This window comes from Roseateles sp. (assembly GCF_036486225.1).
Classification (GTDB): Bacteria; Pseudomonadota; Gammaproteobacteria; order Burkholderiales; family Burkholderiaceae_C; genus Roseateles.
This window is the reverse complement of the sequence record NZ_DASVNZ010000391.1, coordinates 15,068-29,967: the sequence shown is the minus strand read 5'-3', so window position 1 is coordinate 29,967 and position 14,900 is coordinate 15,068. Positions and strand designations below refer to the sequence as shown.

At 65.9% G+C, this 14,900-nt stretch carries 14 protein-coding genes; 11 read left to right on the top strand and 3 right to left on the bottom strand.

Annotation, left to right across the window (positions count from 1 at the left end; all coding sequences use genetic code 11):
* Positions 1 to 24 precede the first annotated feature (24 nt).
* From mreD to rodA, 3 genes are read left to right on the top strand one after another with little or no spacing between them, the layout of a single operon-like run.
* Positions 25 to 546, top strand: a complete 522-nt coding sequence (gene mreD, locus VF536_RS25375; protein ID WP_331617738.1) for a rod shape-determining protein MreD — start codon at positions 25 to 27, stop codon at positions 544 to 546.
* Positions 547 to 568: 22 nt separating this feature from the next.
* The gene (gene mrdA / locus VF536_RS25370) at positions 569 to 2,677 is read left to right on the top strand and encodes a penicillin-binding protein 2 (RefSeq protein ID WP_331617737.1); all 2,109 of its coding nucleotides are present in this window, start codon (positions 569 to 571) and stop codon (positions 2,675 to 2,677) included.
* Complete coding sequence (gene rodA, locus VF536_RS25365; protein ID WP_331617736.1) at positions 2,674 to 3,828, top strand: rod shape-determining protein RodA; 1,155 nt, start codon at positions 2,674 to 2,676, stop codon at positions 3,826 to 3,828. Before mrdA ends, rodA begins: the two co-directional genes overlap by 4 nt.
* Here rodA and VF536_RS25360 read toward each other — a convergent pair whose 3' ends face one another.
* The 3 genes from VF536_RS25360 to VF536_RS25350 form a co-directional block, all read right to left on the bottom strand.
* The gene (locus tag VF536_RS25360) at positions 3,829 to 4,395 is read right to left on the bottom strand and encodes a Uma2 family endonuclease (protein ID WP_331617735.1); all 567 of its coding nucleotides are present in this window, start codon (positions 4,393 to 4,395) and stop codon (positions 3,829 to 3,831) included. It lies immediately after the preceding gene.
* Between the two features lie 148 nt (positions 4,396 to 4,543).
* Positions 4,544 to 6,049, bottom strand: a complete 1,506-nt coding sequence (locus tag VF536_RS25355) for a sensor histidine kinase (protein ID WP_331617734.1) — start codon at positions 6,047 to 6,049, stop codon at positions 4,544 to 4,546.
* Between the two features lie 8 nt (positions 6,050 to 6,057).
* Positions 6,058 to 6,729 carry a response regulator gene (locus VF536_RS25350; protein ID WP_088408666.1) on the bottom strand — a complete coding sequence of 224 codons (672 nt, stop codon included), beginning with the start codon at positions 6,727 to 6,729 and terminating at the stop codon, positions 6,058 to 6,060.
* A 317-nt stretch (positions 6,730 to 7,046) separates the two neighbouring features.
* Between VF536_RS25350 and recA the strand changes: the two genes are divergently transcribed.
* The 8 genes from recA to VF536_RS25310 all read left to right on the top strand — a co-directional run bounded on the left by recA (position 7,047) and on the right by VF536_RS25310 (position 14,702).
* Positions 7,047 to 8,093, top strand: a complete 1,047-nt coding sequence (recA, locus tag VF536_RS25345) for a recombinase RecA (RefSeq protein WP_067280666.1) — start codon at positions 7,047 to 7,049, stop codon at positions 8,091 to 8,093.
* 78 nt (positions 8,094 to 8,171) lie between these two features.
* Positions 8,172 to 8,672 carry a regulatory protein RecX gene (locus VF536_RS25340; protein WP_331617733.1) on the top strand — a complete coding sequence of 167 codons (501 nt, stop codon included), beginning with the start codon at positions 8,172 to 8,174 and terminating at the stop codon, positions 8,670 to 8,672.
* 446 nt (positions 8,673 to 9,118) lie between these two features.
* Positions 9,119 to 10,279, top strand: coding sequence for an ADP-forming succinate--CoA ligase subunit beta (gene sucC / locus VF536_RS25335; protein ID WP_331617732.1), 1,161 nt, complete (start codon positions 9,119 to 9,121; stop codon positions 10,277 to 10,279).
* 27 nt (positions 10,280 to 10,306) lie between these two features.
* Positions 10,307 to 11,200, top strand: a complete 894-nt coding sequence (gene sucD / locus VF536_RS25330; protein ID WP_067280677.1) for a succinate--CoA ligase subunit alpha — start codon at positions 10,307 to 10,309, stop codon at positions 11,198 to 11,200.
* Between the two features lie 193 nt (positions 11,201 to 11,393).
* The gene (locus tag VF536_RS25325) at positions 11,394 to 12,125 is read left to right on the top strand and encodes a TerC family protein (protein WP_331617731.1); all 732 of its coding nucleotides are present in this window, start codon (positions 11,394 to 11,396) and stop codon (positions 12,123 to 12,125) included.
* Positions 12,126 to 12,143: 18 nt separating this feature from the next.
* Positions 12,144 to 13,214 (top strand): serine/threonine-protein kinase, encoded by a 1,071-nt coding sequence (locus VF536_RS25320; protein WP_331617730.1) that lies wholly within the window; start codon positions 12,144 to 12,146, stop codon positions 13,212 to 13,214.
* Positions 13,211 to 14,005 (top strand): Stp1/IreP family PP2C-type Ser/Thr phosphatase, encoded by a 795-nt coding sequence (locus tag VF536_RS25315; RefSeq protein WP_297524417.1) that lies wholly within the window; start codon positions 13,211 to 13,213, stop codon positions 14,003 to 14,005. Before VF536_RS25320 ends, VF536_RS25315 begins: the two co-directional genes overlap by 4 nt.
* Before the next feature lie 40 nt (positions 14,006 to 14,045).
* Entirely contained in the window at positions 14,046 to 14,702 is a 657-nt protein-coding gene (locus VF536_RS25310; RefSeq protein WP_297524416.1) for an FHA domain-containing protein, read from the top strand.
* The last annotated feature ends 198 nt before the right edge of the window (positions 14,703 to 14,900 follow it).

Here is a 14,900-nt window from a genome sequence, read left to right as displayed (position 1 = left end):
GTCCGCGCCGAAAGGAGGCACCCGATGATCATGCCCCGTGGCGCGAGCCAGCTGCTGCTGCCCGCCAATCCCCTGTTCATCGCGTTCAGCCTGGTCGTCGGCCTGCTGATCGACATGGTCCCCGTCGGACGGCAGCCCTGGATGCCGGACGTGCTGGCGCTGGTGCTGGTGTTCTGGAACGTCCATCAGCCGCGCCGCGTCGGCGTCGGCTGGGCCTTCGTCTTCGGGCTGATGATCGACGTCCACCATGGCGCGCTGCTCGGCCAGCATGCGCTGGCCTACAGCCTGCTCGCGTTCGGCGCGGTGGCGCTGCACCGGCGGCTGTTGTGGTTCACGCTGGGCGCGCAGGCCCTGCACGTGCTGCCGCTGTTCGTGCTCGCGACGGCGATCGCGTTGATCGTCCGCCTGATCGTCGGTGGCATGTGGCCGGGCTGGAGCCTGCTCCTGGCGCCGCTGCTGCAGGCGGCGCTGTGGCCGATCGCCGCGGCGCTCCTGCTCGCGCCTCAGCGCCGCGCGCCGGATCCCGACGCGCACCGTCCGCTCTGAGCGTGCCGGGAACAGGCTCGCGATGACGGTCATCAAGAACCTCCAGGCGGAGCTGAGCCGCTTCCGGCTGCGGCTGTTCGCCGCTGCCGCGTTCGTGCTGTTCTGCTTCGGCCTGCTCGTCGCGCGCCTCGTCTACCTGCAGATCACGCAGCACGACACGCTGCTCGAGCGCGCCGAGACCAACCGCGTCTCCGTCGTCCCCATCGTGCCGAACCGCGGCCTGATCGTCGACCGCAACGGCGTGGTGCTGGCGAGCAACTACTCGGCCTACACGCTGGAGATCACGCCGTCGAAGGTGCCCGACCTCGAGCGCACGATCGACGCGTTGTCCGCCGTCATCGAGATCCAGCCGCGCGACCGTCGCCGTTTCAAGCGGCTGATGGAGGAAAGCAAGAACTTCGAGTCGCTGCCGATCCGCACCAAGCTGACCGACACCGAGGTCGCCCGCTTCGCCGCGCAGCGCTTCCGCTTCCCCGGCGTGGACATCAAGGCGCGGCTGTTCCGCAGCTACCCGCTGGGTGACATCGGCGCGCACATGCTGGGCTACATCGGCCGCATCAACCAGGCCGAGAAGAAGGCGATGGACGACTGGTCCGAAGAGGACGTCGCCAACTACCGTGGCACCGAGTACATCGGCAAGCTCGGCCTGGAGCAGGCCTACGAGCGCGAACTGCACGGGCAGACCGGCTTCGAGGAGATGGAGACCAGCGCCGGCGGCCGCGCGGTCCGCCGGCTGCGCAACCGGCCGCCGACGCCGGGCAACACGCTGCACCTGTCGGTCGACATCAAGCTGCAGGCGCTGGTGGAGCGGCTCTTCGGCGACCGTCGCGGCGCGCTGGTCGCGATGGACCCGCGCAACGGCGAGGTGCTGGCCTTCGTCTCCAAGCCGAGCTTCGACCCCAACCTGTTCGTCGATGGCATCGACGCCGACAGCTGGCGAGACCTCAACGAAGACATCGACAAGCCGCTGCTGAACCGGGCGCTGCGCGGCACCTATCCGCCGGGCTCGACCTTCAAGCCCTACATGGCGATGGCGGCGTTGAATACCGGCAAGCGCGCGGCGAATGTCGTGATCCAGGACAACCTGAACTACAGCTTCGGTGGGCGGGTGTTCGGCAGCGCGACCGGCGACCGGGCGGGTGCGAAGGACATGCGACTGGCGATCGTGACCTCGTCCAACGTCTACTTCTATTCGCTGGCCAACGAGATGGGCGTGGACATGATCCACGACCAGCTCGAGCCCTTCGGCTTCGGTCGCAAGACCGAGATCGACCTGCAGGGGGAAGTCACCGGCATCCTGCCCAGCACCGAATGGAAGCGCCGCGCCTACAAGCGGCCGGAGCAGCAGAAGTGGTACGCCGGCGAGACGATCTCGCTGGGCATCGGCCAGGGCTACAACAACTTCACCATGCTGCAGCTGGCGACGGCGATGTCGACGCTGTCCAGCGGCGGCGAGCGCTATCGGCCCCGGCTGGTGCGGGAGATCGAGGACGTCGTCAAGCATGCGCAGCGGCGCGTCGCGAGCGATGCGCTGGCGCCGCTGGCGCTGCGCAAGGCGGATGTCGATGTGATCCGCAACGCGATGCATGACGTGACCTTGGAAGGCACGTCACGCGCGGTGTTCGCTGGGGCGCAGTACCAGAGCGCCGGCAAGACCGGCACGGCCCAGGCCGTCGGCCTGCGCGCCGGCCAGACCTACAGCAGCATCAAGGCGGACGAGCGCAAGCGCGACCATTCCTTGTACATCTCGTTCGCGCCGTACCAGGCGCCGACGATCGCCGTGGCGCTGATCGTCGAGAACGCGGGCTTCGGATCCGAATCGGCGGCGCCGATCGCGCGCCGCGTGTACGACTACGTGCTCACCGGCACCTACCCGAGCGAAGAGGACATCGCCAAGGTGCGGGTCGGCCAGGTCGGCGCGCCGATCGGCACGCCGCGTCGCGTCGAGGACATCCCGCTGCCGAATGCCGCAGCCAGCGCGCCGGAAGCGGCGAGTTCGGCGGCGTCCGCGTCGGCGTCCGCGCCCGCCGCGTCGCCCAAGCCTCCGACCTCGCCGATGCCGGCAACGGCGGCCCCGCGGTCCGCCGCATCCGCAACGGCACCACGCCCCACGCCGGGAGCCTCACGATGAGCGCCGTCTTCAGCAAACCCAGCCTGCTGCAGCGCGTGAAGCCGCTGTTCCAGGGCTTCGACATCCCGCTGCTGCTCGCGATGGCCTGGCTGATGGGCCTGGGCCTGATGTGCATGTACTCGGCCGGCTACGACCACGGCACGCGCTTCGTCGATCACGCGCGCAACATGGTCCTGGCCATGGGCGTGCTGTTCGTGACCGCGCAGGTGCCGCCGCAGCGGCTGATGCAACTCGCCTTGCCCCTGTATGCGGTCGGCGTGACCCTGCTGATCGCGGTGGCACTGTTCGGCATCACGAAGAAGGGCGCGACACGCTGGCTGTACGTCGGTACGCAGATCCAGCCGTCCGAGCTGCTGAAGATCGCCGTGCCGCTGATGCTGGCCTGGTGGTTCCAGAAGCGCGAAGGGCAGCTGCGATTGCCGGACTTCATCGCCGCCTTCATCCTGCTGGTCGTGCCGGTCGGCCTGATCGCGAAGCAGCCCGACCTGGGCACCTCGCTGCTGGTGCTGGGCGCGGGTCTGTACGTGATCTTCTTCGCCGGGCTGTCGTGGAAGCTGATCATCCCGGCGATGCTGCTGGCCGGCGCGGGCATCACGGCGCTGGTGTTCAGCGAGGACCAGATCTGCCAGCCCGACGTGAAGTGGGTGGTGCTGAAGGACTACCAGAAAGACCGTGTCTGCACGCTGCTGGACCCGACGAAAGATCCACTGGGCAAGGGCTTCCACATCATCCAGGGCGAGATCGCGATCGGCTCGGGCGGTGTGACCGGCAAGGGCTTCATGAAGGGCACGCAGACGCACCTGGAGTTCATCCCGGAGCGGACGACCGACTTCATCTTCGCCGCCTACGGCGAGGAGTTCGGACTGATCGGGGCGGCGGGACTGCTGATCGGTTTCACCGCGCTGATCCTGCGCGGACTCGCGATCGCGCATGAGGCGCCGACGCTGTTCTCGAGACTGCTCGCGGGGGCGATCACGCTGAGCTTCTTCACCTACGTGTTCGTGAACATGGGGATGGTGACCGGCATCCTGCCCGTGGTGGGGGTGCCGCTGCCGTTCATCTCCTATGGCGGAACGGCGATGGTGACGCTGGGCTTGTCGCTGGGGATGCTGATGTCGATCGCCAAGAGCCGGGGCGGGACGCAGCGCTGATCAGGCGGCGCGGTCAAGGTCTTCGAAGATCAGATCTCCCGGAAGTGCAAAGTCGATCGACGCGAGATAGACAACGTCGTTGCCAGAGTAGCGGGTGACTTGCCATGACCCATCTGCGGCGAGTCGATGCAGATCGGTCGTACGACGCTCCCAATCGACGATCATGTATTCGCGTAGAGCGGCCAAGCTGCGGTACCGAGCAAACTTGATGTTGCGGTCCTTGTAAGCCGTACTGGGCGAGAGTACTTCGACCAGCAGCGGGCAGTCCTCCATGCCACGCGAGCGCCGATCCCTGTCACAGTACACCAGCACATCCGGCACGAGACAGTTGGCGTCATCGCATCGCACATCAAGTCCCGGCAGTGCCCTGCATCCTGTACCGCGCACATGCTGGCGAAGCGCGACCAGGATGTTTGCCATGACGACCTGGTGCCCTTCGCTCGGGCTCTCCATGACCACGACCTGACCGTCAATCAGTTCGTATCGATGGTCATCGCCCGATTCCCAGACCAAGAATTCATCGCTCGTCATCTGCATTGCCGCCGCTGTCGGAAGTCGATACGCCATCAAATCACCTGCTTCAGTGAAAGGGAAGCCGTGATTCTTCGAGGGCGTTCGCAGCTTGTCGCTGACCTGAATCGATGCGCGAGGGCACATCGATTCCTGGTTCAGGGCATCGACTGACCGATGTGTGGAATGGGGCGTGGAAACCGGTTCAATGCGAACCGTTCGACAACGGATGCGCCGCGAACCGGACCGTGAAGCGCGCCCCCGGTCCAACGCCTTCCGACTCCGCCTGCCGGCGCGCCCGCGTGTCGTCGACCGCGATCTCGGCCTCGTGCTGCTGGACGATCTCGCGCACGATCGCGAGCCCCAGTCCGGAGCCGTCGACATTGGTGCCCAGCGCCCGGTAGAACGGCTGGAAGATCTGCTCGCGTTCGGATTCGACGATGCCGGGACCTGAGTCCTCCACCTGCAGCACGCACACCTGCCCGAACGGGTCCTCGACCACGCGCACCGTGACCGTGCCGCCGCTGGGCGTGTAGAGCAGCGCGTTGTCGACGAGGTTGCGGATCAACTCGCGGATCAGCAGCGGATGCCCGTTGATGCGCAGACCAGCCTGGCTCGCCTCCGGCCCCTCGTAGCCGAGGTCCAGTCGCTTCTCCATCGCGCGCGGCACGAAGTCGCGCACCGTCTCGATCGCCAGCACGGCCAGGTTCACCTCGCTGCGGCGCGCGGCGTGTTCCTGATCCTCGGCGCGGGCCATCGCGAGCAGCTGGTTGACCATGTGCGCCGCGCGCTGGCTGGACACGGCGATCTGCTTCAGCGAGCGGCGCAGCTCCGCCGGCGAACTGCGTCCTTCGTCGATCTCGCGCTGCGCGAGCTCGGCCTGCGTGCGCAGCCCCGCAAGCGGCGTCTTCAGCTGATGCGCGGCGTCGGCCAGGAAATGCTTCTGCGAGCGGATCGACTGGTCGAGGCGCTCCAGCAGGTCGTTGATGGCCTGCACCAGCGGCGCGACCTCGTCCGGGATGCGTTGCTCGTCGATGGGACTCAGGTCCGAGCTGTCGCGCGAGCGGATGCGCCGCTGCAGATCGTTCAGCGGCGCGATGCCGCGCGCCAGCGCCAGCCACACCAGCAGCACCGCCAGCGGCAGGATCACGAACTGCGGCAGGATGACGCCCTTGATGATCTCGTTGGTCAGCCGCGAACGCTTGCCGAGCGTCTCCGCGACCTGCACCAGCATCATCTTGTCGCTGCCCGCCATCCCCTCCGGCACCACCCACAGGTAGGAGATGCGCACCGCCTCGTTGTTGACCTCGTCGAATCGCCGGTTGACCTCCCAGGGGACGATCGGCGGCTCCACTTCGGGCACCGGCAATTGCGCGTCGCCGCTGAGCAGTTCGCCGCGCAGGCCGAGGACCTGGTAGTAGACGGTGTCGGACTCGTCCGCGCGCAGCAGCGCGGCCGCCTCGGGCGCCAGTGCGTAGCGCGAGCGGCCGCGCCGCGCGACCGCGTCACCCGGTGCCGGTTCCGTCACCACCTGCAGCCCGAGCGTGCGCGCCATCTCGTCGAGCTCGCGGTCGTAGGGCTTGTTCGCGATGCCCTGCGCCACCAGCCAGGTCAGCGCGACGCTGATCGGCCAGATGACCAGCAGCGGGGCGAGCATCCAGTCGAGGATCTCGCCGAACAGCGAGCGGTGGCCGGAGGAATCAGCCGCCATGCGGCAGCTCAGCCAGGAATCTTCTCAAGGCAGTAGCCCAACCCGCGCACGGTCGCGATGCGTATCGGCCCCTGTTCGATCTTCTTGCGCAACCGATGGATGTAGACCTCGATCGCGTTGTTGCTGACTTCCTCGCCCCATTCGCACAGCCGCTCGACCAGCTGGTCCTTGCTCACGAGGCGCCCGGCGCGCTGCAGCAGGACTTCCAGCAGCGACAGCTCGCGCGCCGAGAGTTCCACCATCTGCTCGTTGATGTAGGCGACCCGGCCGGTCGCGTCGAAGGTCAGCGGACCGTGGCGGATCACGCTCGACGCAGTGCCGAGTCCGCGCCGCGTCAGCGCGCGCACCCTGGCTTCGAGTTCCTGCAGCGAGAACGGCTTGGCCATGTAGTCGTCGGCGCCGAGGTCCAGGCCCTTGACGCGCTCCTCGATGCTGTCCGCCGCGGTCAGGATCAGCACCGGCACGGCCGAGCCGCGCGCGCGCAACCGTCTCAGCACCTCCAGGCCGTGCAGCTTGGGCAGTCCCAGATCGAGGATCAGCAGGTCGAACTCATGCGAGGCGAGGGCCGCGTCCGCCTCGCTGCCGCTGCCGACCTGATCGACCGCGCAGCCCGACGCCCGCAACGAGCGCAGCAGGCCGTCGGCCAGGACCTGGTCGTCTTCGGCGATCAAGATGCGCATGTGTCGTCCCCTCTTGTCATGGAGACATTCTAGGGAGCGCCCTGCTGGTGTTCCCTAGGCGTTTCCGAGGCGTCCGCGGCGCGAGCGTCGGGGGTGTCGGGTCAGCCCGGCGACAGCTTCACGTGGCGATGACTCCCACCGATGAGGGAAAGAGGTGGGAACTCGAGGCGCTGGCTCATCCAGTGAGCGACCTGCTGTCTAAGATGGCCCCATCGATCGTCACCGGCACCGCAGAGCGGGTCGGCAGGCGCAACAAACCACTGTACAGATATACAGATTCCGCCAATAATCCGGCGCAGCCACCAGGAGAAGATTGCATGGACGCCCCCGTGAAGAACGCCAACACCGAAAAAGCCAAGGCCCTGCAGGCCGCCCTCGCCCAGATCGAAAAGCAGTTCGGCAAGGGCTCCATCATGCGATTGGCCGAAGGCGAGAAGATCGAGGACATCCAGGTCGTCTCCACCGGTTCGCTGGGCCTGGACATCGCGCTGGGCGTCGGCGGTCTGCCGCGCGGCCGCGTGGTCGAGATCTACGGTCCTGAGTCCTCGGGCAAGACCACGCTGACGCTGCAGGTCATCGCCCAGATGCAGAAGCTGGATGGCGTGTGCGCCTTCATCGACGCGGAACACGCGCTGGATGTCCAGTACGCGCAGAAGCTGGGCGTCAACCTGCAGGAACTGCTGATCAGCCAGCCCGACACTGGCGAACAGGCGCTGGAGATCGTGGACTCGCTGGTGCGCTCCGGCTCGGTCGACCTGATCGTGATCGACTCGGTCGCCGCGCTGACGCCGAAGGCGGAACTCGAAGGCGAGATGGGCGACTCGCTGCCTGGCCTGCAGGCTCGCCTGATGAGCCAGGCGCTGCGCAAGCTGACGGCCACCATCAAGAAGACCAACTGCACCGTCGTCTTCATCAACCAGATCCGCATGAAGATCGGCGTGATGTTCGGCAGCCCGGAAACGACCACCGGCGGCAACGCGTTGAAGTTCTACGCCTCGGTGCGTCTGGACATCCGCCGCATCGGTTCGATCAAGAAGGGTGAGGAAGTCATCGGCTCCGAGACCAAGGTCAAGGTCGTCAAGAACAAGGTCGCGCCGCCGTTCAAGACGGCGGAGTTCGACATCCTCTACGGCGAAGGCATCAGCCGCGAGGGCGAGATCATCGACATGGGCGTGGCCAACAAGATCGTCGAGAAGGCCGGTTCCTGGTACGCCTACAGCGGCGAGAAGATCGGCCAGGGCAAGGACAACGCGCGCGAGTTCCTGCGCGAGAACGCGGATCTGGCGGTCGAGATCGAGAACAAGATCCGCGAATCCCTCGGCATTCCGCTGCTTGGCGCGACGCCCGGCGGTGCCGCCGAGTAAACGCGGGGCCTTTGCATGACCCCGTCCGACGGTCGGCGGGGCCGGGCCTCGCAGCCACTGTCGCTGAAGGCTCGCGCGGTGGCGCTGCTCGCCCAGCGCGAGCACAGCGCGATGGAACTGCGACGAAAGCTGTTGCGCATCGCGCGCGATCGCCAAGCTGAAGCCGCCGAAGCCTCGGCGGGCTTGAGCGATGACTTCCCGGAGGACGGTGAGTCGCCGGACCTCGCCCCAGAGGTCGACGCCGTGCTCGATTGGCTCAAGGCCAACGGATATCTCGATGAGTCGCGATTCGTCGAATCCCGCATCCACGTGCGCTCGCAGCGCTTCGGCCAGCGGCGCATCGAGCAGGAGCTCGCCCAGCACGGGCTGTCCTTGGACGCTGAGCAGCGTTCGACACTTGCCGCCGGTGAGTTGGACCGCGCCTGCGAATTGCTTCGACGCAAGTTCGGCGACGTCCCGGCGATCGACGCCTTGGCGCAGGCCAAGCGCCTGCGCTTTCTCATGGGACGGGGCTTCGGCTCGGACCTCGCGCGCCGGGCGGTCCGGCGCGTTGCGGCGGGCGGCGACGTCGAGGAGTGAGCGGTCCGACAGTCCGGTGGTCCTGCGCTCGGCCGTGCCGCCTGAAAGAGCGACAGCCCCTGAAACTCCCCGAAACTTCGTGCGTCACGAGCACCTTGCGACGCGCTGACAAGCCCACGCCGGTGCGCGTCTCAACCGCGCCAAGGGCTTGATGCAACGCAGCATGCTACATTTTCGGCTTCGCAAAACAGCCCGCCGGCGTTCGTCCGCGGGCGTGTTTTCGCGTGTTTGCATCGGTTTTATGTCTTCCTCCGCCTCCCCCGAGCGCCATCCGCCGCACCTTCGTCGCTCCGTCGACGCGCGGTCCTATGGCCGCGACGACGGGTTCCTTGTCGCGGGGGCCCGGCTGAATCCGGCGTTGCAAACCTCCTCTCCACGCCGGTATCGCGGAGCGTCCGCGGCACTGGCTGCTTCTTCCTGATTCATCCATCAAGCGAGACCTCCCTATGAAGATTCACGAGTACCAGGGCAAGGAAATCCTGCGCCAGTTCGGCGTGCCGGTGCCGCGCGGCATTCCCGCGTTCACGGTGCAAGAGGCGGTCGAAGCCGCGCAGAAGCTGGGCGGCCCGGTCTGGGTGGTCAAGGCGCAGATCCACGCCGGCGGTCGCGGCAAGGGCGGCGGCGTCAAGCTGGGCAAGAGCCTGGACGACGTGAAGGCGTTGTCCGAGCAGATCCTGGGCATGCAGCTGGTCACGCACCAGACCGGCCCGGCCGGCCAGAAGGTCCGCCGCCTGTACATCGAAGAAGGCGCGGACATCAAGAACGAGCTGTACGTCTCGCTGGTGACCGATCGCGGCACGCAGAAGGTGGCCTTCATCGCGTCGAGCGAAGGCGGCATGGACATCGAGGAAGTCGCCCACTCGACCCCCGAGAAGATCGTCACCGAGTACATCGATCCGCTGACCGGCCTCACCGCCGAGCAGTCGAAGAAGATCGCCGCGGCCATCGGCCTGAGCGGCGCTTCGGTGGACCAGGCCGTCGACCTGTTCGCCAAGCTGTACAAGTGCTACATGGACACCGACGCGTCGCTGGTTGAAATCAACCCGCTGAACTGCGACTCCAAGGGCAACCTGGTCGCCCTGGACGCCAAGTTCAACTTCGACGCCAACGCCCTGTTCCGTCATCCGGAAATCGTCGCTTACCGCGACCTGGACGAAGAAGACGCGGCTGAGATCGAAGCTTCGAAGTTCGACCTGGCCTACATCTCGCTGGACGGCAACATCGGCTGCCTGGTGAACGGCGCCGGTCTGGCCATGGCCACCATGGACACCATCAAGCTGTTCGGCGGCGAGCCGGCCAACTTCCTGGACGTCGGCGGCGGCGCCACGGCCGAGAAGGTCACCGAAGCCTTCAAGATCATGCTGAAGAACCCCGAGGTGAAGGGCATCCTCGTCAACATCTTCGGCGGCATCATGAAGTGCGACACCATCGCCGAAGGCGTGATCACGGCCTGCAAGGCCGTCAACCTGAGCGTGCCGCTGGTCGTCCGCATGAAGGGCACCAACGAGGAGCTGGGCAAGAAGATGCTGGCCGAGTCCGGCCTGCCCATCATCGCCGCCGACACCATGGCCGAAGCCGCGACCAAGATCGTCGCCGCCGTCAAGTAAGCCGAAGACCCAGCCAAGGAATACGACATGAGCATCTACATCAACAAGGACACCAAGGTCATCACCCAGGGCATCACGGGCAAGACCGGTCAGTTCCACACCCTGGGCTGCCAGGCCTACGCCAACGGCAAGAACGCGTTCGTTGCCGGCGTGAACCCCAAGAAGGCGGGCGAGAAGTTCTCGGACATCCCCATCTACGGCACCGTGAAGGAAGCCGCCGCCCAGACCGGCGCGACCGTGTCGGTGATCTACGTGCCGCCCGCGGGCGCCGCCGCCGCGATCTGGGAAGCCGTCGAGGCCGACCTGGACCTGGCGATCTGCATCACGGAAGGCATCCCCGTCCGTGACATGCTCGAAGTGCGCAACAAGATGAAGGCCAAGGAACTGGCCGGCGGCAAGAAGACGCTGCTGCTGGGCCCGAACTGCCCCGGCCTGATCACGCCCGACGAGATCAAGATCGGCATCATGCCCGGCCACATCCATCGCAAGGGTCGCATCGGCGTGGTCTCGCGCTCGGGCACGCTGACCTATGAAGCGGTGGCGCAGCTGACCGAAATCGGTCTGGGCCAGTCCTCGGCCGTCGGCATCGGTGGCGACCCGATCAACGGTCTGAAGCACATCGACGTGATGCAGGCCTTCAACGACGATCCGGACACCGACGCCGTCATCATGATCGGCGAGATCGGCGGACCGGACGAGGCGGAAGCCGCCCGTTGGTGCAAGGCCAACATGAAGAAGCCGGTGGTCGGCTTCATCGCGGGTGTCACCGCCCCTCCCGGAAAGCGCATGGGTCACGCTGGCGCGCTGATCTCGGGCGGCGCCGACACGGCCGATGCCAAGCTCGCCGTCATGGAAGAGTGCGGCTTCACCGTGACGCGCAATCCGTCCGAAATGGCCAAGCTGCTGAAAGGCCTGCTGTAAGTAGCAGGAAAAACCTGATGCCAGGAGCCGTTGCTGCGTAATTTCACGCACTGCGGTTCTGGGGGGCGGGCGCGGACAATCCAGCCGCACCCCCCGAACCAATGAAGGGGCCCATCGGGCCCCTTCCTTCGTTTGCCCCTCCAACGCTTTAGACTGGGCCCTCGTTGCGCGAGGCCCGGCGCGGGTTCCCTACATGGACATGCTTACCAGCCCCGAGTTCTGGCTCGCCGTGGGCCAGATCATCCTGATCGACATCCTGCTGGGTGGCGACAATGCCGTCGTCATCGCGCTTGCCTGCCGCAAGCTGCCGCCGGCTCTACGTACCAAAGGCATTCTCTGGGGCACCGCCGGTGCCATCGTGTTGCGCGTCGTGCTGATCTTCTTCGCGCTGACGCTGCTCAAGCTGCCGTTCCTGAAGCTGGTTGGCGGCGTGTTGCTGCTGTGGATCGGCATCAAGCTGCTGATCCCGGAGGCCGAGGACGGGCACGAGAAGCTGGAAGCGAGTGACAAGCTCTGGGGCGCGGTGAAGACCGTCATCATCGCGGACTTCGTGATGAGCCTGGACAACGTCATCGCGATCGCCGGCGCTGCTGAGGGCGCGGGTGGCCAGCATCAGATGCCGCTGGTGATCTTCGGCCTGCTGGTGTCGATCCCCATCATCGTCTGGGGTAGCCAGCTGGTGATCAAGCTGATGGACAAGTTCCCGATCGTGATCACGCTGGGCGCGATGCTGCTGGGATGGATTGCCGGCACGATGCTGGTGACCGATCCGGCGCTCAATGCCTGGGTGCCGATGCAAGCGGGCAGCAAGCCCGGCACGACCGAGGTTCTGCCGCAGGTGTACTACGCCCTGGGCATTGGCGGCGCGTTGTTCGTCCTGCTCGTCGGCAAGCTGCTGGCGGCGCGTCGGCCGGCGCAAGCCTGACGAAAGGCCTGCCATGTCATGAGCGCCTCCGGCTTCCTGAAGCGACTGCTGGGCCGAGGCGCGTCTGACGACGGCGAGCGGGGTGCGTCCGACACCCTGCCGACGACGCAGCCGATGCCGCGCTCGGCCGGCGTCGCGCTCGATGATTACGAGATCGGCGAGGAGGTCGGCCGCGGCGCGATGGCGGTTGTTCATCGGGCCGTGGACCGTCGCAATGGCAGGACCGTGGCGATCAAGCGCCTGGCGCTGCAACGCGAGTTCGCACCGGAGGACTTGATCGACGTCCGGGACCGGTTCATGCGAGAAGCAAGCGCGGCCCGACATCTGGATCATCCCGACATCCTGCGCGTCCTGGACGCTGGCGAGTGCGCCGGCGAAACCTGGATCGCGATGGAATATGTCGTCGGACTGGATCTCAGTCACCACACGCGACCCGGGCAGCTGCTGCCCTTGCGCGAAGTGCTGCTGCTTGGTGCGCGCCTGGGACGAGCACTTCAGTACGCCCATGGCCACGGTGTCGTCCACCGTGACATCAAGCCGGCCAACGTCATGCTGGAACGCGAGTCCGGCAGCGTGAAGATCATGGACTTCGGCATCGCGCGGGTTGCCGACGGGAGCCGGACACGGACGGGACTGGTTCTGGGCACGCCGTCCTACATGTCGCCCGAGCAGCTCGCCGGTCTGCAGGTGGACGGTCGCAGCGACCTCTACTCACTGGGCGCGATGCTGTTCCAACTGCTGACCGGCCATCTGCCGCATCAGACCGAGTCGATGGCAACGTTGATGCATCAGATCATGAATCAGCCTGCGCCAGACATCCGCCGGCTCCGTCCCGAGCTCCCGGAGTCGCTCGCCCTGGTCGTGGCCCTGGCGCTGGAAAAGCGCCCCGAGTTGCGCTACCAACGCGGCGACACGCTGGCCCAGGACCTGGAGGCGGTGCTGAGCCAGATCCCGGTGGAGCTGGCCAATAGCACGGGCGCCACACCCCCCCCACCAGCGGGACAGGCATTCGAGCAAACTTTGCGGCTACAGTCCCAGGGCGCAGTGCACAATCCCTTTCCCCCAGCCGATCCCGCCAGCAAGACATGACCCTGGAGTTCTTCAGCGCCACCGATACCGGTCGTGTGCGCGACAACAATGAAGACTCGGTCGCCCTGGAACCGGGCGTCGGGCTCGCGGTGCTCGCGGATGGCATGGGGGGATACAACGCTGGAGAAGTCGCGAGCCAGATGCTGACGACTTTCATCAAGTCGGAACTGGGTCGATGGCTGGCTGAGGCCGGCCAGCACGCGACCGACATCGATGTACGGCGCGCGATGGACATCTGCGTGGACAACGCCAACCGGGCGATCTTCAACGCCGCCAACACCAATCCGCGTTATGCGGGCATGGGGACGACGCTGGTGCTGGCGGTCTTCCGCGAACAGAGCCTGTTGCTGGGACACGTGGGCGATTCGCGGGCCTATCGCTATCGCGAAGGTCAGCTGGTGCAACTCACGCGTGACCATTCGTTGCTGCAGGAACAGATCGATGCAGGTCTACTGACACCCGAAGAAGCCGTCTTCAGCAGCAACAAGAATCTGGTCACGCGCGCCGTTGGCGTCGAGGATACGGTGATGCTGGAGGTGCATCAGCACGAGCTGTTGCCTGGCGATCAGATCCTGCTGTGCAGCGACGGGCTCTCCGACATGGTCGATGACGCCAGCGTGGCACAGGTGCTCCAAAGCCACAGCGATCTGCCCGAAGCGGCGCAGGCGCTGGTGGACACGGCCAATGACATGGGCGGCAAGGATAATATTGCGATCGTTCTGGTTCGCGCCGAAACTCGCACCAAGCCATGGGCGTGGTGGCCATTCAGTCGCAACAATGGGCGCCGTTGAGGCGGCCCTCTACAAATAAAGACAGGACTCGAGGTCAAGCATGGGCAAGCTGGTGGTGTCGCTCGACGGGGTGGTGATCAAGGAAGTTCAGATCACCAAGGACAAGACCACGCTCGGCCGGCGGCCGTACAACGACATCGTCATCGACAACCTGGCAGTCAGCGGCGAGCACGCCGTGCTGCAGATGGTCGGGGCGGATGTCTTCATCGAGGACTTGAACTCGACCAACGGCACGTACATCAACGGCAAGGCGATCAAGAAGCAGTTGCTGTCGCACAGTGACGTGATCGAGGTCGGCAAGTACAAGATCAAGTATCTGGTCGAAGACAACGCCGACTACGAGAAGACGATGATCCTGCGTCCCGGCACTGCGCCGAGCAGCGGCTTCGGTCTGCCGTCGTCGTTCGGCGGGCTGGGCCCGGCACCGGTGTCGACGGCACCGGCGGCGATCAAGGTCTTGAACGGACCCGCGGCGGGCCGCGAGGTGTCGTTGACCAAGGTCGTGACGACGGTAGGCAAGCCTGGTGTGCAGGTGGCATCGATCACGAAGCGACCCAGCGGCTACGTGTTCGCGCACGTCGAGGGAGGCGCTCGCCCGGTGGTGAATGGCGCGCCATTGACGGCCGAGTCGGTACCGCTGAAGAACGGTGATGTGATCGAGCTGGCTGGCACGCAGATGCAGTTCGTGCAGGCGTGATCAACGCTTCTCCGAACGAAGGGGCCGTGAGGCCCCTTTTTCGTATCCGGTTTTAGCGCCTCCACCGTCGTTTTGACACGCCATCCTGTATCGAGATGATTCCGCGCCGTCAGGCGAACACCTACACGCGTGCAGGTTTTCACGGCATCGCGGCGGGGCGTCGTAAGCGACGGCAATAAATCTTCGAATCGAGGATTC